This is a genomic window from Xenorhabdus ishibashii (assembly GCF_002632755.1).
GTDB classification, from domain to species: domain Bacteria; phylum Pseudomonadota; class Gammaproteobacteria; order Enterobacterales; family Enterobacteriaceae; genus Xenorhabdus; species Xenorhabdus ishibashii.
Genome location: NZ_NJAK01000001.1, coordinates 1,434,110 through 1,452,895 on the forward strand (window position 1 = coordinate 1,434,110; position 18,786 = coordinate 1,452,895).

Annotated in this window: 14 protein-coding genes and 3 tRNA genes; 3 read left to right on the forward strand and 14 right to left on the reverse strand. The window is 45.1% G+C overall.

The annotated features are described in order from the left end of the window. Window positions 1-156: 156 nt before the first annotated feature. The 10 genes from Xish_RS06770 to tsaE form a co-directional block, all read right to left on the reverse strand. A complete protein-coding gene (locus Xish_RS06770; protein ID WP_099117241.1) occupies window positions 157-1,455 on the reverse strand; it encodes an adenylosuccinate synthase in 1,299 nt (432 codons plus the stop codon). 192 nt (window positions 1,456-1,647) lie between these two features. After that, window positions 1,648-2,637: a protease modulator HflC gene (gene hflC, locus Xish_RS06775; RefSeq protein ID WP_099117242.1), complete on the reverse strand. Its 990-nt coding sequence runs from the start codon at window positions 2,635-2,637 to the stop codon at window positions 1,648-1,650. 2 nt (window positions 2,638-2,639) lie between these two features. After that, a complete protein-coding gene (hflK, locus tag Xish_RS06780; RefSeq protein WP_099117243.1) occupies window positions 2,640-3,848 on the reverse strand; it encodes an FtsH protease activity modulator HflK in 1,209 nt (402 codons plus the stop codon). Between the two features lie 78 nt (window positions 3,849-3,926). Continuing rightward, entirely contained in the window at window positions 3,927-4,073 is a 147-nt protein-coding gene (locus tag Xish_RS18555; protein ID WP_167383191.1) for a hypothetical protein, read from the reverse strand. Window positions 4,074-4,169: 96 nt separating this feature from the next. Then, window positions 4,170-5,450: a ribosome rescue GTPase HflX gene (gene hflX / locus Xish_RS06785; RefSeq protein ID WP_099117244.1), complete on the reverse strand. Its 1,281-nt coding sequence runs from the start codon at window positions 5,448-5,450 to the stop codon at window positions 4,170-4,172. 97 nt (window positions 5,451-5,547) lie between these two features. Beyond that, complete coding sequence (hfq, locus tag Xish_RS06790; RefSeq protein WP_074021079.1) at window positions 5,548-5,850, reverse strand: RNA chaperone Hfq; 303 nt, start codon at window positions 5,848-5,850, stop codon at window positions 5,548-5,550. 119 nt (window positions 5,851-5,969) lie between these two features. Beyond that, window positions 5,970-6,911 carry a tRNA (adenosine(37)-N6)-dimethylallyltransferase MiaA gene (miaA, locus tag Xish_RS06795; RefSeq protein WP_099117245.1) on the reverse strand — a complete coding sequence of 314 codons (942 nt, stop codon included), beginning with the start codon at window positions 6,909-6,911 and terminating at the stop codon, window positions 5,970-5,972. Beyond that, on the reverse strand, window positions 6,904-8,769 hold the full coding sequence (gene mutL, locus Xish_RS06800; protein WP_099117246.1) for a DNA mismatch repair endonuclease MutL: 1,866 nt from the start codon (window positions 8,767-8,769) through the stop codon (window positions 6,904-6,906). The genes miaA and mutL overlap by 8 nt, the downstream gene beginning before the upstream one ends. A 74-nt stretch (window positions 8,770-8,843) precedes the next feature. Then, a complete protein-coding gene (gene amiB, locus Xish_RS06805) occupies window positions 8,844-10,175 on the reverse strand; it encodes an N-acetylmuramoyl-L-alanine amidase AmiB (protein ID WP_244185952.1) in 1,332 nt (443 codons plus the stop codon). Between the two features lie 14 nt (window positions 10,176-10,189). Next, a complete protein-coding gene (gene tsaE / locus Xish_RS06810; protein WP_099117248.1) occupies window positions 10,190-10,654 on the reverse strand; it encodes a tRNA (adenosine(37)-N6)-threonylcarbamoyltransferase complex ATPase subunit type 1 TsaE in 465 nt (154 codons plus the stop codon). Between the two features lie 203 nt (window positions 10,655-10,857). Between tsaE and queG the strand changes: the two genes are divergently transcribed. Next, the gene (queG, locus tag Xish_RS06815; protein WP_099117249.1) at window positions 10,858-12,015 is read left to right on the forward strand and encodes a tRNA epoxyqueuosine(34) reductase QueG; all 1,158 of its coding nucleotides are present in this window, start codon (window positions 10,858-10,860) and stop codon (window positions 12,013-12,015) included. Window positions 12,016-12,685: 670 nt separating this feature from the next. Here queG and Xish_RS06820 read toward each other — a convergent pair. Continuing rightward, window positions 12,686-12,761, reverse strand: a tRNA-Gly gene (locus Xish_RS06820). Between the two features lie 380 nt (window positions 12,762-13,141). On the opposite strand from Xish_RS06820, the gene Xish_RS06825 reads away from it, so the two are divergent. Then, window positions 13,142-16,510 carry an indolepyruvate ferredoxin oxidoreductase family protein gene (locus tag Xish_RS06825; protein ID WP_099117250.1) on the forward strand — a complete coding sequence of 1,123 codons (3,369 nt, stop codon included), beginning with the start codon at window positions 13,142-13,144 and terminating at the stop codon, window positions 16,508-16,510. Between the two features lie 97 nt (window positions 16,511-16,607). On the opposite strand, the gene Xish_RS06830 is transcribed toward Xish_RS06825, so the two are convergent. The 3 genes from Xish_RS06830 to orn form a co-directional block, all read right to left on the reverse strand. Beyond that, window positions 16,608-16,683, reverse strand: a tRNA-Gly gene (locus Xish_RS06830). A gap of 54 nt (window positions 16,684-16,737) precedes the next feature. After that, window positions 16,738-16,813 (reverse strand) — tRNA-Gly (locus Xish_RS06835). A 217-nt stretch (window positions 16,814-17,030) separates the two neighbouring features. Continuing rightward, window positions 17,031-17,576, reverse strand: a complete 546-nt coding sequence (gene orn, locus Xish_RS06845; protein ID WP_099117251.1) for an oligoribonuclease — start codon at window positions 17,574-17,576, stop codon at window positions 17,031-17,033. A gap of 122 nt (window positions 17,577-17,698) precedes the next feature. On the opposite strand from orn, the gene rsgA reads away from it, so the two are divergent. Further along, window positions 17,699-18,760, forward strand: coding sequence for a small ribosomal subunit biogenesis GTPase RsgA (gene rsgA / locus Xish_RS06850; RefSeq protein WP_099117252.1), 1,062 nt, complete (start codon window positions 17,699-17,701; stop codon window positions 18,758-18,760). The last annotated feature ends 26 nt before the right edge of the window (window positions 18,761-18,786 follow it).

Consider the following 18,786-nt stretch of genomic DNA (forward strand, 5'->3'; position numbering starts at 1 on the left):
TAACGGAGCTTATTTGGAACCAAAAATAATATATGTTTATTGGTTTTCGTTAGTTGAACATCATTATGTGGGTATTTTGAAAATTAAGCAAAACGGGAGAAAACAAAAACCGGGCAATAAGCCCGGTTATGTGTGCCTAAAAGATGAATCTATCGATTAAGCGTCAAAAGGATCACGCAGGATCATGGTTTCTGCACGATCTGGGCCTGTAGAAATAATATCAACAGGAACACCTGTCAGCTCTTCTACACGTTTGATGTAGTTCAATGCTGCTTGTGGCAATTGGCTGTGATCTTTCACACCAAAAGTACTTTCATCCCAGCCTGGCAGGGTTTCATAAACTGCTTCAAGACCTTCCCAGTTTTCTGCGGCCAGTGGCGTCGTGTCAATGACAGTGCCATCAGGCAGGCGATAACCAACACAGATTTTCACTTCTTTCAGGCCATCTAACACGTCTAGTTTCGTCATGCAGAAGCCAGACAGGGAGTTGATTTGGATCGCGCGACGAATAGCAACGATATCCAACCAGCCAGTGCGACGGCTACGACCTGTGGTTGCACCAAATTCCTGACCTTTCTGACGCAGGTATTCACCTGTTTCATCAAACAGTTCAGTTGGGAATGGACCTGCCCCTACACGGGTAGAGTAAGCCTTGATGATACCCAGTACATAGTCAACATAGCGTGGACCCAAGCCAGAACCTGTTGCAACGCCACCCGCAGTGGTGTTGGAAGAGGTCACATAAGGATAGGTACCGTGGTCGATATCCAGCAGAGTACCCTGCGCTCCTTCGAACATGACCAATTCACCTTTCTGGGTTGCTTTGTACAGCAAGTCAGAAACGTCAACTACCATGCCAGTCAGGATATCGGCAACAGCCAAAATGTCATCTAAGGTTTTCTGGTAATCAACGGCAGGTTCATTGTAGTAGTTAACTAGCTGGAAGTTGTGGTATTCGATGATTTCTTTCAGTTTGACAGCAAAAGCTTCTTTATCAAACAGATCACCAACACGCAAGCCACGACGTGCGACTTTGTCTTCGTACGCAGGACCAATACCACGACCAGTTGTACCAATCGCCTTGGCACCACGCGCTTTTTCACGGGCGTTATCCAATGCAACATGGTAAGGCAGGATCAGCGGACAAGCTTCAGAAATAAGCAGGCGCTCACGTACAGGGATCCCACGTGACTCAAGCTCTTTCATCTCTTTCATCAAAGCATCTGGTGCTAAAACGACCCCATTTGCGATAATGCTAATGACATTTTCACGTAAGATCCCGGATGGGATTAAGTGGAGAACGGTTTTTTCACCGTTGATGACTAGTGTATGGCCTGCGTTATGGCCCCCTTGATAACGAACTACATATTTAGCCCGTTCAGTCAGCAAGTCGACGATTTTACCCTTGCCCTCGTCACCCCATTGGGTGCCCAATACGACAACGTTCTTACCCATTTCAAAAGTTCACTCGGTTGCTTAAAAATGGATTCTACCATCTCATTTAGCACCTTTCAGTATTTTTTATTACTTCTTGTTATTTCTTTTAGTTATATAAAAGGATTTATAAGTAACAAATTGGTAATTATAGCGGTATATAAAAAAGCCACTGTCGTTTTTTACAGTGGCTTACAGTAGGTTAAGAAGATTTTACTTCGCAGGTGCTTTCATATAACGGAAGAAGTCAGTATCTGGACTGAGTACCATTATATCATTACCGTTATTCTTAAAGCTCTTCTCGTAAGCACGCAAGCTACGGATAAATGCATAGAACTCAGGATCTTGGTTAAATGCATCCGCAAATAGTTTAGTGGCTTCCGCATCACCTTCACCACGTAATACCAATGCTTCGCTCTGTGCTTCTGCCCTGATTTCAGTTGCTGTTTTATCAGCAGCAGCCCGGATCTTTTCCGCTTCTTCCGAACCTTCTGAACGCAGGAGACGCGCTTCTGCTTCACGATCAGCACGCATACGTTGGTAAATAGCTTCTGAAATTTCCTGTGGTAAGTTGATCTGTTTGATACGAACGTCAACAACTTCAATACCTAACGCAGCCATGCTGTTTGGATTAATAGCTGGTTGCTTGCCTTTGGTCTCTTTTTCTACCAAGGCCGCGGCAGAGGCAATCGCATTATCGACATCTGTTGCATCATCTTCTTCGTGGGTTCCCCGATTCAGGGCATCACGCACATCGGTAGTTAAACGACCGCGGGAGTCAGTCACGATACCGCGTACATCAAGGCGACCAATTTCAGAACGCAAACGGTCACTGAATTTACGTCTCAGCATCATTTCAGCTCGGTTAATATCACCGTTACCTGTTGCCAGATAGTAACGACTGAAATCATTAATGCGCCACTTTAAGTAAGAATCGACAATCAAGTCTTTATTTTCACGTGTCAAGAAACGGTCAGCTTTGATATCCATAGTTTGGATACGGGCATCAAGGGTTTTAACTGTTTCCATAAACGGAATTTTGAAATGCAGACCCGGTTCATAAATGATAGGCTTATTCTCTGCATCACGTACAACCTTACTAAAACGCAACACAATGCCACGTTCGCCTTCTTTGACAGTAAAGATTGATGAATAGAGAACAACCAATACCGCAATAATCGCAATAATAAATGAATTACGCATGATTATGGTCTCCCCATTCTGACCGTATCACCGCGCAGGTTATCACTACCACCATAAGTGTTAGATTCCCGTTGTGGCGTAGATTGATTCTGACGAATCATCTTCTGTACTGCTGTATTGGAAGTATTTTGCTGAACTTGTGCCTGATCTCTCACAATTTGATCTAACGGCAGTAACAGCATGTTATTACTCTTCTCGTTTGCAATGATTTTACGTGTATTACTTAACACACGTTCCATCGTCTCGATATACAGACGTTCGCGAGTAATTTCTGGAGCTGCCTTATATTCAGGCAAGATTTTAGCAAAACTCGCCACTTCACCCTTAGCATTCAATACTGCGCTAACTTTATAGGCTTTAGCATCTTCGATAATACGCTGTGCTTCACCTTTCGCTTTAGGTAATACTTCGTTCTCGTAAGCTCTGGCTTCACGAATGGTTTGCTGCTTCTGCTCACGCGCTGCGATCACATCATCAAATGCAGCTTTAACTTCTTCAGGTGGACGAGCAGCCTGGAAGTTTACATCGACCACAGTAATGCCCATATTGTATGGACGGATAGTCTCTTCCAATACTTTCTGGGTATCGTTACGGACAATAGTACGCCCTTCCGTCAGATTGGTTTCCATCGAATATTTGCCAACAACACCGCGTACGGCACTGTCTGTAGCCTGACGCAAGCTATCATCAGGATTGGTAACACTGAAGAGATAAGCTGCTGGATCAGTAACACGGTATTGAACGTTCATTTCAGCCAATACCACGTTTTCATCTGAAGTCAGCATGGCACCCGTCGTTGCCAAATCGCGAACAGATTCAACGTTAACCGCCCTGACATTATCAATGAACGTCATTTTCCAGTTCAAACCAGGCTGTACAACATGATTAAACTTACCAAATCGAGTTACTACACCACGTTCTGTTTCTTTAATCGTATAGAAACCACTGACAACCCAAACAGCAATTGCAGCAGCAGCGGCAAGACCAATAAGACGCCCGCCAAATTTAGGGTTCTGCTCAGAACCATTTCCACCTTTGTTTCCACCGAGACCACCGAGTTTTTGACTCAGTTTACGGAACAGATCGTCGAGATCAGTTGCCCCACGGTTACGACCACCTTTATTGTTGCCGCCGGAGTTGCCGCCATTATTATTGCTGCTTCCCCACGGGTCGCGGTCCTGTCCGTTATTACCGGGCTGATTCCACGCCATGTTTTAGCTCCACTTTCTAGTTTTTACTGGTTTTTCAGAGGTGACTGCTCTCCACCCAGATGGGTGAGGCTTCCCACTTCACAGGCCGTTGCCTGTCCCTGACAGGTTTGACAGCGGCCTCCGTGGGCAGAAACGACGAACTTCATCGTTTTTGTAAGCAACCAATATTATTGGGTGATAACTTTTGACAGTGCTGATCCTGTCACGCAATTCTGGCACAGTCATTTCATCACCGCCATTTCATCTCTGCTACTCCATGACTATAAGCACCTTGAAATGACGGATAAAATGATACCTTGTTTGTTGTCTTGCGCCAATCAATCAGACAACATAGTCGGGTAATTTTGGTTCTTGTTTACACAGACGACGCCAATCGACCATTGGCATCCTGACTTCAACACCAACCTGACCATTTTCTTCCATCCATTCACGCTCAATGGCCTGAAGCTGATAAAAACGACTGCGCAAACGCCCTGCTCCAAGTGGAAGGTGCAATTTATAGTGCGCAATTTCACCTGAAAGATGCTCAGTCAACGCTTGTAATAGCAGAGGAATTCCTTCGCCAGTTTGTGCAGACAACCAAACTCTGACCGGACGATTTTCTTCATCACGATCAATGCGGGGAATAAAATCTTCCAACATATCGATTTTATTCATTACCATCAGAGAAGGGATCTCATTGGATTCAATCTCTTCAAGAACACTGTCAACCGCGATAATGTTTTCATCGAAGCGAGGGTCAGCCGCATCAACAACATGCAGCAATAATCTCGCTTGCCGAGTTTCCTGCAAAGTCGCCTTGAACGCTGCCACCAAATCATGGGGTAAATGGCGGATAAAACCGACTGTATCAGCCAAAACAACCGTACCAACATCATCCACCTCTATTCGGCGCAGTGTCGGATCCAGAGTGGCAAAAAGTTGGTCAGCCGCATAAACTCCAGCAGAAGTTATTTTATTGAATAAACTGGATTTTCCGGCATTGGTGTAACCAACAAAAGAGACCGTTGGGATATCAGCTTTATTACGTGCCTGACGCCCCTGTTCACGCTGTTTTTCAACTTTGTTAAGACGCCCCAAAATCTGTTTGATTTTGTCGCGCAGCATACGACGGTCACTTTCCAACTGGGTTTCCCCTGGCCCACGCAGCCCGATCCCTCCTTTTTGGCGTTCAAGGTGAGTCCAGCCCCGAACCAGACGGGTGGACAAATGGCGCAATTGTGCCAATTCAACTTGTAACTTACCTTCGTGCGTCCTTGCCCGCTGGGCAAAAATATCCAGAATAACCCCCGTGCGATCAACGACACGGCATTGACACAAGCGTTCAAGATTACGCTCTTGAGCAGGGCTAAGAGCATGGTTAAACAACACCACATCTGCACCGCTGTTTTTGACAGCTTCAGCAATTTCCTCTGCCTTGCCCTCTCCGACAAAATATTTCGGATGAGGTGCCTTCCGGCTTCCCGTTACAATCTGCACAGGAGAAACACCTGCGGAAGTTACCAATGACTCGAATTCACTGAGATTTTCCGTATCTTTTTCCTGTGAGAAGAAAACATGCACCAGAACGGCTAACTCTCCGCCTTCATAACGATCAAACAACGGTGCAACCCCTCAGGCTGAGTAAAAATCCAATAAGAAAAAACATAGGTAAAGTCTCCCTACCTATGTTTTTATTTTTATAGGCACGGCTGCTGATTTACTCAGCGCCATCACTTTCCTGTTGTACTGCTGGGTTAGTGCCAGCATGATAATTTCCAACACCAGTCGGCACATTCTGGTTATTACCATGATGAGACACTGGGCGGGAAGGCACAACAGTAGAGATGGCATGTTTATAAACCATCTGGCTAACCGTATTCTTCAGTAAAATGACAAATTGATCAAAAGATTCAATCTGACCTTGCAATTTGATGCCGTTAACCAAATAAATAGAAACCGGGACCCTTTCACGCCGTAAAGCGTTCAGGAATGGATCTTGCAAAGATTGCCCCTTAGCCATTCTATATTTTCCTTATTTGTTGTTTTAACTAAGAACCGATTGGTTCGAAAAAGTAGCTACTCAAAAATGACACTTGGTACTGATCACTGATACTGATCAATTGTACACAATCAATGAATTTATGTACCAATAACCTGTATGACCGTGTTTAGATTTTGTTTAGGTTGATCGCTATCCAACCAAGTCACATTGTCCCAACTCCTGAGCCACGTGATCTGACGCTTCGCCAATTGGCGTGTCGCACAGATACCACGATAAACCATCTCATCATGAGATATTTCGCCCTCAAGGTAAGACCACATCTGACGATAACCAACACAACGAATGGAGGGTAAATCTATATGCAAATCACTACGAGCATAAAGCGCTTTCACCTCATCTTCAAACCCTGATTTGATCATTTGTTCAAAACGGGCTGCGATACGCTGATGCAAAATTTCACGACTTGCTGGCGCGATCGCAAATTGATGAACCCGATAAGGCAATATTTCTCCAGACGTTTCAGTCAACTCAGTTAGAGTTTTACCCGAAATTCGAAAAACTTCCAGTGCACGAGTAAGACGTTGTGGATCATTAGGATGAATCCTTGCCGCAGAAATGGGATCAATTTCCTGCAATTGTCGATGTAACCCATCCCATCCCAGCTCCGCTGCCTGCTGTTCAATCTGCGCCCTAACCTCAGGTACGGCGGAAGGCAAAGGCGATAATCCTTCCAACAATGCTTTGAAATATAGCATGGTTCCACCAACCAGGAGCGGAATTCTCCCAGCCGCCGTAATCTCTGCCATTTCTTTCAATGCATCGCGGCGAAAATCAGCAGCAGAATAGACTTCCGTAGGATCAAGAATATCGATCAAACGATGAGGTGCCAGAGCCTGCTCTTGTGTGGAAGGTTTTGCTGTCCCGATATCCATTCCACGATAAATCAACGCAGAATCAACACTGATTAATTCAACCGGAAGATGCTGGCGCAAGGCGATCGATAACGCCGTTTTCCCTGAAGCCGTCGGCCCCATAATAAAAATGGCTGTCGGCAGATGTTGAGTTTTTAAATCACTCATGATTAAGAAGTGCCACCACTGCTTGTAAATCAATTAATTGTAATAACCCATCCGGCGGCGATCCCACCAGTTGAGGGCAAAGGCGTTCGACATCAGCCAAAAGCTGGACGGCTTGCGCGATGTTCCACGTTTCATGCTCGCTACCCACGTGACGAGAAAGCCAACTGGCAACCTGCTCACCAGAAGCGGCTGACTGTTCCCCAAGATAGCCCAATAGTTCCGGCAAGAGTTTCGGCAGGTTCTGTTGGCGCAAAGGCAACGATACCGCATGAATGGTTACTTTTCCATGTGCGACTGTCGATTCAATGCCAAAAGTCTTTAATAAGTCACCATTCTGCTTCAAAGCACCCATTTCTGCCTGATTGAGAGCCAGTTTCAGCGGGATCAATAATGGCTGGGATTTAAGCCCCTGTTCTCCAGGAGTCAGTTGCGCTTGTTTCAGCCAGCGCTCAGCTATTGGCAGGGAAAGTAGCCCGATTCCCGATGAGGATTCGATCAAGGCATAGCAACCTGCGTAGATACACAATACTTTTCCAAAAGTGTATCTTTCCTGTCCCGATGGCACAGGTGTAGCGGGAACAGATACACTTTTCTGCGCGCCCCGCTCTGGAAATAACGGGCGTTTTGCTTCCGGTGAGAATTGCATCATTTTTTGGTACAACTCCCCCTCTTTTTTCTGGTAGCTTTCCCCATAATGCATTTGCTGTGTACCACGATCATGATGCTCATAACGTCGTGAAGGTGCCTCATCTGCTTGCTCAACACGCTTGCGGGTAAAATGGTTTTCTCCCGCAGAAGGGCGATTCTCCGGCACCCAGCTTGTAGCACGGTCCTGACAGTCAAACGCCAACTCCTCTCCCGTACCGCGTTGTTTCAATACCGCTGCTACCCCCTGGTAAATAAAATCATGCACCAAGCGAGCTTGATGGAAACGTACTTCATGTTTGGCTGGGTGCACATTAACATCCACCTGACGCGGATCGATTTCGAGATACAAAACATAAGCGGGTTGTTGCTCACCCTTAATCAAATCCTGATAAGCTTGACGAATCGCATGATTAATCAGGCGATCCCGCATCATACGCCCATTGACATAGCAATATTGGATCTCGCTCACTGCCGTATTCACGGGATCAGCAACCCAGCCCTTAATGGACAACGCATCATGTTGCCATGACAACGCCAGTGCCTGTTGTACAAAAGCGGTTCCACAAATGGCTGCCAAACGCCGTCCATGCTGAGATTCATCTTTAGCAGGACGGTACTGGCGCACCAGTTTTCCATTGTGATTCAGGTTAATGATGACATCCAACCGCGCCAAAGCTATCCGACGCACGATTTCATCAATATGACCAAACTCCGTTTTTTCTGTTCTCAGGAATTTTCGGCGGGCAGGCGTGTTATAAAACAGATCCAACACTTCAACCGTTGTTCCCACAGGGTGAGCGGCAGGTTTCACTGTGATCTCCATATCACGGCCTTCGGCATAAGATTGCCACGCTTCTGCCTGACTTTCAGGGCGGGAAGTTAATGTCAGCCTTGAAACAGAGCTGATGCTTGCCAAGGCTTCTCCACGAAAGCCCATACTGACAATCGCTTCCAAATCATCCAGTGACGCAATTTTACTGGTTGCATGACGCGCTAGTGCCAGCATCAAATCTTGTTTGCTAATCCCGCAACCATTATCGCGAATTCGTATCAGCTTTGCGCCACCTCGTTCAATATCAATATCAATACGGGTTGCACCGGCATCAAGGCTATTTTCCACCAACTCTTTCACTACAGAAGAAGGGCGTTCAACCACTTCACCGGCAGCAATCTGGTTTGCCAATTGTGGGGGTAATATCTTGATAGCCATAATTTGACCTTACTTACAATTCAGAACTTACAACTCAGAGCCTACCAAACCTATTCTGATAAGCGTATATTTGGTTACTTTGGTGCAGACTGCAACGGGTTAGCCAGAAAATAGTGACGTAATCCCAAATGAATAGCTTGTGCCAGTCTTTCCTGATACTGATTGGTGCCTAACACTCCTTCTTCAGACAAGTTACTAATAAAGCCTGTTTCCACTAAAATGGACGGAATATCCGGCGAGCGCAAAACGCCAAGGCTTGCATGTTCTGGTGTACGCTTATGCAAGGAACCAATTTTAGATAGCTGGCGCAATACCTGCATGGCAACGTCATAACCAACCCGCTGTGAATGCCCAAATTGCAAATCCAGCACGGCCTTACTCAGATAAGGATCAGTACCATTGGCGAGAGCATCTCCTGCACCTCCCAGTAATTCCGATTGTTTTTCATGCTGTTCCAACCAATTCCCCAATTCACTGTTTGCACGGCGGTTTGAGAGCACCCAGACAGAAGCACCTTTGGCACTGCGATTGGGAGCTGCATCGGCATGAATGGATACCAGCATATTGGCTTTATGTTTACGGGCAACTTCAGAACGCCCTGCCACAGAGATAAAATAATCGCCATTTCGCGTCAATACTGGTGTAAACATGGGATCATTGCGCAGAAGAGCTTCCAATTTACGGGCAACATTAATCGTGACATTCTTTTCTTTCAGCCCCCGTTGCCCAATCGCTCCAGGATCTTGCCCTCCATGTCCCGCATCAATAGCAACGACAATCGGGCGGGACACTCTTCCTTGCGCAGATTGGGCAGCTTGTTTCTTCACGCCTTGCTCACGGTGATTCGATACTGGCTGAGTTTCTTTTCCCGCAAGTTGAGCATCATTTGTAAGTAACCGCTTACTTTCGTTTTGTAAGGCATGATTAGTCGATACAGGTGAACTGTTCGCTACTCCATTGGCTTTCAGTGTTATCACCACTTGCGATTTATTGCCGACATTTTTCACCGTAGACCTGTTCACCGTAGATGTAGCTGTGGCCTTATGTGCTAACTCCAACACCACCCGCTGATGATGTGCATCGGGTGGCTGGCTGGAGCGTGCAAGTTTTACCAGATTCTGGCCGGATAAACGCATCGGTAGCCCAATAATTTTACTGGGTTGACGAATATCCACCACTAACCGTTCAGGAGAATGCAAAGGAAAAAATCGATAATCAGGATGTCCGCCAATGAATTCCAATGTTACAACGGCCTCAGATGGACCATTCTTCACATGAATATTCGATAGCGTAGCCGCCGATGCGGCCGTCATCACCAACTGGATCAATATGAAAAACAAGGCACAAGCCATCACCCAATAGGCGCGCCATTTTTTTATCACATCCACGAAAAAGGCATTAATCATGGTCGGGTATTCCTTCATAAGGACTTCAAATTATCCAGCAGACTTTCACCATATTTAGATAACGCAACAAAACGTGCCTGTCGCCCTTCACCGTCATAACTCAGGTGCAACTCAATATCTGCATCAGGCAGAACGCCAGCACCCCGCTGAGGCCACTCTACTAAGCAAATAGAATCCTGCTGGAAATAATCACGTATCCCCATAAATTCCAGCTCTTCAGGATCAGCCAGACGATAAAGATCGAAATGATAAACAGGCCGAGGTTGTAAGGCATAAGGCTCAACTAACGTATAAGTCGGGCTTTTCACATGCCCCTGATGGCCGAGAGCTTGCAGAAAACCACGGCTGAATGTGGTTTTTCCCGCACCAAGATCGCCATATAGATAAATAACATAGCCGCGATCGCTAACTACCGCCACTGCATTACCCAAGGCAACTGTGGCATCTTCATTTGGAAGTGATAAAACGAGTTCTTTCATCGAAAAATATCTGTTTTGATTTATTGAATTAGAGACTAATCAGGTAGACATATCAGTTAATAGCTTAACCGATAACCATAACATAATTCAGACATTATCATTTAATATCTTCTGTGCCACTGTAATGTCCATAGATCGTATTTTTGTATTCAATCCCCTCTGTGTTAAGCTAACCATCCTCTTTCAGCAGTAATTTGTATTTCATGACAACCCACCTCGATCTGAATCTTCTGGCAACAAACATCAAACAATGGGGCCTTGCCCTTGGTTTCCAGCAAGTCGGCATCTGTGACACCGATTTATCGGCAGAAGAGCCAAGGCTACAGGAATGGCTTGATAAGCAATATCATGGCGAAATGGACTGGATGGTTCGTCACGGCATGATGCGCGCCCGCCCCCATGAGCTTCTGCCGGGGACTTTACGGGTTATCAGTGTACGCATGAATTATCTGCCTGCTAAAGCAGCGTTTGCCAGTACGCTTAACAACCCACAAATGGGTTATATTAGCCGTTATTCATTGGGTCGAGATTATCATAAACTGCTGCGTCAACGTCTCAAAAAACTGGGCGACAAAATCCAGGAATATTGTCGCGCTCACGAATATCAAGGAATTCTGAATTTTCGTCCTTTTGTCGATTCAGCCCCAATTATGGAGCGTCCACTGGCAGAAAAAGCGGGGCTTGGCTGGGTTGGTAAACACTCACTTATATTAAATCGTGAATCGGGTTCTTGGTTTTTCCTTGGTGAATTACTGATTAACCTCCCCCTGCCCATCGATGCTCCGCAAGAGGAACAATGCGGACGCTGTGTGGCCTGCATGACAACTTGTCCAACGGGAGCCATTGTTGAGCCTTACACCATCGATGCCAGACGCTGCATCTCTTATCTGACCATTGAATTGGAAGGTGTCATTCCAGAAGAATTTCGTCCACTGATGGGCAACCGGATTTATGGCTGCGATGATTGTCAGCTTATTTGTCCCTGGAACCGTTTTTCTCAATTAACAGATGAAGCTGACTTTAACCCACGTGCTGCGCTGCATACCCCTGATCTGCTAGCGTTATTCAATTGGAGCGAGGAAAAGTTTCTGCGTATCACGGAAGGTTCGCCAATTCGCCGTATTGGATATTTGCGCTGGTTACGCAACATTTCCGTTGCCTTGGGCAATGCCCCCTATCAAGATGACATCGTGTTAGCGTTGGAAAAACGGTTCGGCTTAAGTGAAATTTTGGATGAACATATCCACTGGGCGATAACCCAACAAATGGCTCGACGGAATGCTGATGCCATCGAAGTTCAAACCTCACAACAAAAACGATTGATAAGAGCAATAACCAAAGGTTTACCCAGAGATGCCTAATAATCGGGCAGCCAAATTTCTGGTAAAAAAAGTCTTTCATTTCCTTGTGAATAAAATGAAAACACTTTACTGATCAACTAACAGACAGAAAATAAATATTGATCATGCTATTTTTAAATTAGGTTAATTATCTTAATTAATCAATGAGTTAAGTTTTATCTGTTGTTATGAATGGTAATTTCAAAAAACCAAAAGCAAAGAAGCCGCCTGTGGATAACTCTGTGTAATAAGTAGAGCGTCATCAGGTGACTCAATAAGGCGATAATGTTAAAAACTGTGGATAAAAATAAGAATTGAATTCTGGTAGTCAACACCAGAAATCAGCAGCGAAGTAATAGCCCACTCACACATTCTAGACGCTAGTGGAGAAATTTTCCTCTGCCTCTTCAAAAATGAGGCGGCATTATGGACTTGTTGAGGCAGGATAGCAAGCGCTTTATCGACAATTTATTTTGGATTGAGCTTGTAATATGTGCCAGCATTCAACGCTGGTATTTTTTCCTTACTCACGGTTTCCTTGCCGACTTGTGATCTTCTCCTTCATGAATAAAAATGGTTGACCATTCTATGTAGTTGATATAACAAGCCTTACTAGTCATTATTAAATAGATAAAATACAATCACAAACGCAGATATTCTTATGGAAGGAAGATAACAAAATAGAGGAAATTGGAGCGGGAAACGAGACTCGAACTCGCGACCCCAACCTTGGCAAGGTTGTGCTCTACCAACTGAGCTATTCCCGCGTCGCTGACAGCTAATTATTAGCTTGAGATACCCGAATACTGATTTTAAACACCTGTTAACCGTATGAATTATAGGTAATTCTTAGAACCTGCATATCAGGAATGGGCGCCATTATGAACGTGTTCAGATAAAATGGCAAGCCCTTTGCTTTTACTACCGAGTTAAACGCTCAAAAGATATTCTCCTCAGTTTACGCAAAAATCTATGCCATAACCCCAACAGCTAGCTGGAATACCAAGCAGCATGGAGTTAACATTAAATAAACAATTAACTAACATCTAATAAGATTTATGCTTGTCCTAACGATTTTGTGGAAATAGATTAACAACAATTTTCGTTGTTACTTAGATGATTATTCTCTTGAGAGAGGGTCTGGAACATGGCTCGATATTATCAATCTAAATTTGTCACGGGTACTGAGGCGCTGGTTGACCTTCTGCTCGCTCAAGCTGAGTTGGATGAAATCCACAGTCTCAACACAGCAGGGTTTGTTTCAGGTTATCGCGGCTCTCCTTTAGCCCGCTTAGATCAAACATTATGGCAACACAGCAAAGAACTTATTCAAGCCAATATTCGCTTTCAACCTGCCGTCAATGAAGATCTCGCAGCCGATGCACTGATAGGAACACAAAAAGTCGAAACAGATCCGGATAGACAGGTTAACGGCGTTTTTGGTATGTGGTACGGCAAAGGGCCAGGCGTCGATCGTTCCGGTGATGCACTTAAACATGGCAATGCCTACGGCTCCTCTCCGCACGGTGGCGTGCTGGTGATCGTCGGAGACGATCACGGTTGCGTCTCTTCTTCCATGTCCCACCAATCTGACCTTGCGATGATGGCATGGAGTATGCCTGTTTTGCACCCAGCATCAGTTGACGATTATCTCAATGTTGGATTGTGGGGCTGGGCGGCATCACGTGTTAGCGGTGCATGGTTTGGCTTTAAAGCAATCAGTGAAGTCGTGGAAAGTGGTGCAGTCAGAGAAAGCAAACCATTTCCTGATTATCAATTTCCCCAAGTTGATCCTGGCCCCGATGGGCTTCACTGGCGCTGGCCTGATCTCCCTGGCCCACAAATTGAAAAGCGTTTGGCTTATAAACTGAAAGCCGTTGAAGAGTTCGCCAAACTTAACCCCATTGATTACCTGCTCACCCCCTGCAAACATCCACACGCTTTATTGGTAACGGTTGGCAAAGCCCATAAGGATGTTATGGAAGCCCTGCGGGTTGGGGGTCTAACGCCTTCTGAACTAGCCCAACAAGGCATCGCTTTTCTCCATATCCGTTTGGTTTATCCTTTATCACCGCTTCTCAGCGAGCTTGCTACCCAAGTCAGCCATATTTTTGTTATTGAAGAAAAAGCCGCCATCGTTGAAATGCTGCTGGCTCATCAGTTAGTTAGATTACAGAAAATGACCAACCTGATAGGTAAACATAACCATCTTGGTCAGAAATTGTTACCCACTGACATTGAACTACGCCCTTCACGGGTTGCTGCCCCACTTTCTGGCTGGTTACAACAATTCAATTTATTTCTTTCCGTGCCACCAGAATGGTCTACGGCTACCACTCAGCACAACGCAACGTTACCCAAACGTACACCTTATTTCTGCGCCGGATGCCCCCATAGCACTTCAACTCGCTTGCCAGACGGCAGCCAAGCCCAGATTGGTATTGGATGTCATGTCATGGCCGCGTGGATGGATCGCAACACCGGAAACGGCCTCTTGCAAATGGGAGGAGAAGGTATCGACTGGATAGGGCATGCTCCGTTTGTAAATCGCTCCCACGTCTTTCAAAATCTGGGAGATGGCACCTATTTCCATTCTGGTCACTTAGCCATTCGCCAATCAGTCGCTGCTGGGAGCCATATTACTTACAAGTTGCTGTTCAATGATGCTGTGGCGATGACAGGCGGGCAGCCGCTGGATGGAAATATCACCCTAGTGCAAATGGTTTCTTTGATGCTGGCAGAAGGTGTGAAAGAAGTGGTTGTCGTGACGGATGACCTTGGTAAATACACAGGTAAAAACAGCCTTCCATCCAATGTGAAACTCTATGGGCGGGATTATCTTGAAGATGTGCAGAAACGTCTTCGAGATATCGTTGGTGTAACGGTACTCATCTACGATCAAACCTGTGCCACAGAACTACGCCGTAAAAGAAAGCGTGGATTGACGCCAAAAGCAACGCGCCGTGCCGTTATCAACGAATGGGTTTGTGAGGGATGTGGTGACTGCCAAATACAATCAAATTGCCTTGCTGTTATTCCCGCCAAAACATCTTTAGGCACTAAACGCAAGATAGACCAACACGTTTGCAATTCAGATCTGTCCTGTCTGAAAGGATTTTGCCCCAGCTTTATCACTGTCGAAAATGCCAACCCTCGCGCAGATCTCAGTAAAATCATCTCACAGGCTGAGTTAGATACAATTATCCGCCAACTACCGCAGCCAGCATTGCCTTCTGCCGAAACACCTTATGAAATCCTGTTAGTCGGTATCGGCGGTACCGGTATTGTCACTGCAGGCCATTTACTTGCAAATGCCGCACAATTAGATAACTGTTTTGTCAGCCTGCTCAATTTTACCGGATTTGCTCAAAAAGGCGGAGAGGCCATAACCCATGTTCGGTTATGCCATGATAAAGATAAACTGCATCAAGTCAGGATTGATCGCGGGCGAGCTAATCTGGTTATCGCCGCTGATTTAGTGGCTGCAACAGGGCAAAACTCACTGGAAGTGATGTCTAGAGGATCAACAAAATGCATACTGAACACCCATGAAACCCAAATAGGCACTATGCTCCGCTCCCCTACGCTGGATTTGGATAATCCCAAAATGCTAGACATTCTGAATCAACACACACAGATATTATTCTCCATTGATGCAGAAATGATGGCTGCTCATCTAGTCGGTGACAGAGACCAAACAAATATCATATTAATGGGTTATGCCTGGCAGCTCGGCAAACTCCCAATCACATTATCTGCCATCAACAATGCGATGCAAGAATTGGGAACTTCAGCAGATAATGCTCGGCGAGCGTTCTGTATAGGCCGCATCGCGGCAGAACAACCCGATATTCTGCAAAAACACCTCAATATTGCTCCGCAAGAAAATATAAAAAGCCTGGATGATCTCATTATGCATCGGTATCAATTTCTGGTTGATTATCAAAATGAAAGATATGCGATGCGTTATCTCAGCCGTATTGCCCAGGTTCAAATGGTGGCTCAGCAGATCGATGCAGAAGAAATGACTAAATCCATTGCTGAGAACTTATTCAAATTAATGGCGTATAAAGATGAATATGAAGTTGCCCGACTCTACGTCAAAACCGGTTTTTTCGATAAACTCCGCTCACAATTTGATAATACAAATACCATTCGTTTTCACCTTAGCCTTCCTCTCTTCAATCGCAAAGATCCCCGAACAGGCCAACGCGGAAAAAGAGAATATGGTTCATGGATCATTCCTGTATTCCATTTTCTTGCCGCATGTAAATCACTGCGTGGTACTGTTTTCGATATTTTTGGCTATCAGGAAGAGCGTAAACAGGAAAGAAATTTGCTGCTTGAGTATGAGCGATTAATTGATTTTTTAATCGAAAAAATGGAACGCAATAATTTGGCAATTTGCCTACAACTTGCTGAGCTACCTAATCAGGTGCGTGGTTTTGGTCATGTGAAGCAAAAAGCGATGAAACGCATGTTGGAAAGCAAAGAAGAGTTGTTGAAATCGTTATAAAAATAAGTTGGTAAACTATTATTTTATAATGAAAAAAGAGCCATAAGGCTCTTTTTCTATGGTTTGCAGACTTCTATCACATCTACAGTCCTGAATTTGGAGCGGGAAACGAGACTCGAACTCGCGACCCCAACCTTGGCAAGGTTGTGCTCTACCAACTGAGCTATTCCCGCATTTGGTATGGCTTGTATTAAGCCTAATTTGATATACCCGAATAAATTTTAATTTGGAGCGGGAAACGAGACTCGAACTCGCGACCCCAACCTTGGCAAGGTTGTGCTCTACCAACTGAGCTATTCCCGCATATATTCTGGCATGTCGTACTGTTGAAATTCTTCACCGGTACGGGGAGCGCATTATACGAGAAATTATTCCTCTGACAAGTCCCACAACCCAAAAAATTGTATTTTTTCTCCGATTGATGATTAAACCAGCAAACAATCCGCTTAATCATCAACACAGAGATTAATTTGTGTACAAATATTGTACCAAATACCGCTCTTTATTTTTGGAGAATACGTTACTTCTGGATAAAGTGCTCACGGTAATACACCAATTCAGCAATGGATTCCCGAATATCATCCAATGCCTGATGGGTATTTTTCTTACTGAACCCTGACAACATCTCAGGCTTCCAGCGACGCGCCAATTCTTTAAGCGTACTGACATCCAAATAACGGTAGTGAAAATATTTTTCCAACTCCGGCATATAGCGAAATAGGAAACGACGATCCTGCCCCACGCTATTGCCACAAATGGGTGATTTTCCTGCCGGCACCCATCGTTCCAGAAATGCAATGGTCGCTTTTTCAGCTTGCGCATCATCAAACTGGCTCTGTTTGACACGTTCCACCAATCCGCTGGCCGTGTGCGTCCGTACATTCCAATCATCCATCAATGCCAATTGCTCATCCGATTGATGAACAGCAATGACAGGCCCTTCAGCAAGGATATTCAATTCCGAATCGGTGACAATAGTCGCAATTTCAATTATGCGATCGCGCTCGGGATCTAACCCCGTCATCTCTAAATCTATCCAGATAAGATTGTTCTCACTTTTTGACATGATATATCCTAGTTTCCTTCAAAAGAGGTAGTCTGTACCGTGAGGTATCATAACGTTTTTGATTACTCACAGCGATGACCAGCAAAATAAATGAAATATAAACGAAAAATAAGTGAGGTTCGGTGGCTAAAAGTAAACTATCCAAAGGGCAACAACGCCGTGTGCACGCCAATCATCAGCGTAAGCTAAATAATAAGGCCGATGTTCAAAAACCAGAAATGGATGACAGCCAGTTTGGTGAACCACAAGAAGGGCTGGTGATCAGCCGATTCGGGCAACATGCCGATATTGAAGCCGCAGATTCTTCCATACAGCGTTGCAATATCCGTAGGACAATACCCTCATTGGTCACTGGTGATCGCGTTGTATGGCGCCCCGCGCTACAACTCCAGTCTGATGTCAAAGTGAATGGTATCGTAGAAGCGGTTCATGAACGTACTTCCGTTCTTACACGCCCTGATTACTATGATGGCATCAAACCCATTGCCTCAAATATCAATCAAATCGTGATTGTTTCCGCTATTTTGCCCGAACTTTCGCTGAATATTATCGATCGCTATTTAGTCGCATGTGAAACACTCAATATCGAGCCTCTGATCGTACTCAATAAAATCGATATGTTGGATACTGAAAGTCGTGAATGGGTCAACGATATCATGGGTATCTACCGTCATATCGGCTATCGCGTACTGGAAGTTTCCAGCTATACCGGCGAGGGTATCCCTGAACTAACCGCTCTGCTGGCTAACAAAATCAGTATCTTTGCAGGCCAATCTGGTGTCGGGAAATCCAGCTTGCTCAACACCCTGTTGCCTGACATTAAAGAAGATATTCTGGTCAATAATGTCTCAGATAACTCAGGTCTCGGTCAGCATACTACTACCACCGCACGCCTTTACCATTTCCCACAGGGAGGAGATGTGATCGACTCTCCAGGTGTCCGTGAGTTTGGATTGTGGCATCTAACGCCAGAACAGGTTACGCAAGGTTTTGTCGAATTCAGCGAATATCTGGGAGGGTGCAAATTCCGTGATTGCAAACATCAAGATGATCCTGGATGTGCTTTAAGAGAAGCGTTAGAACAAGGTGCCATTGCTGAAGAACGTTTTGAAAATTACCACCGAATTTTGGAAAGCATGGCACAAGTTAAACCACGCCGAAATTTCACAAACGCTCAAAAATAAGGCAATACTTAACGATACCCTGACAT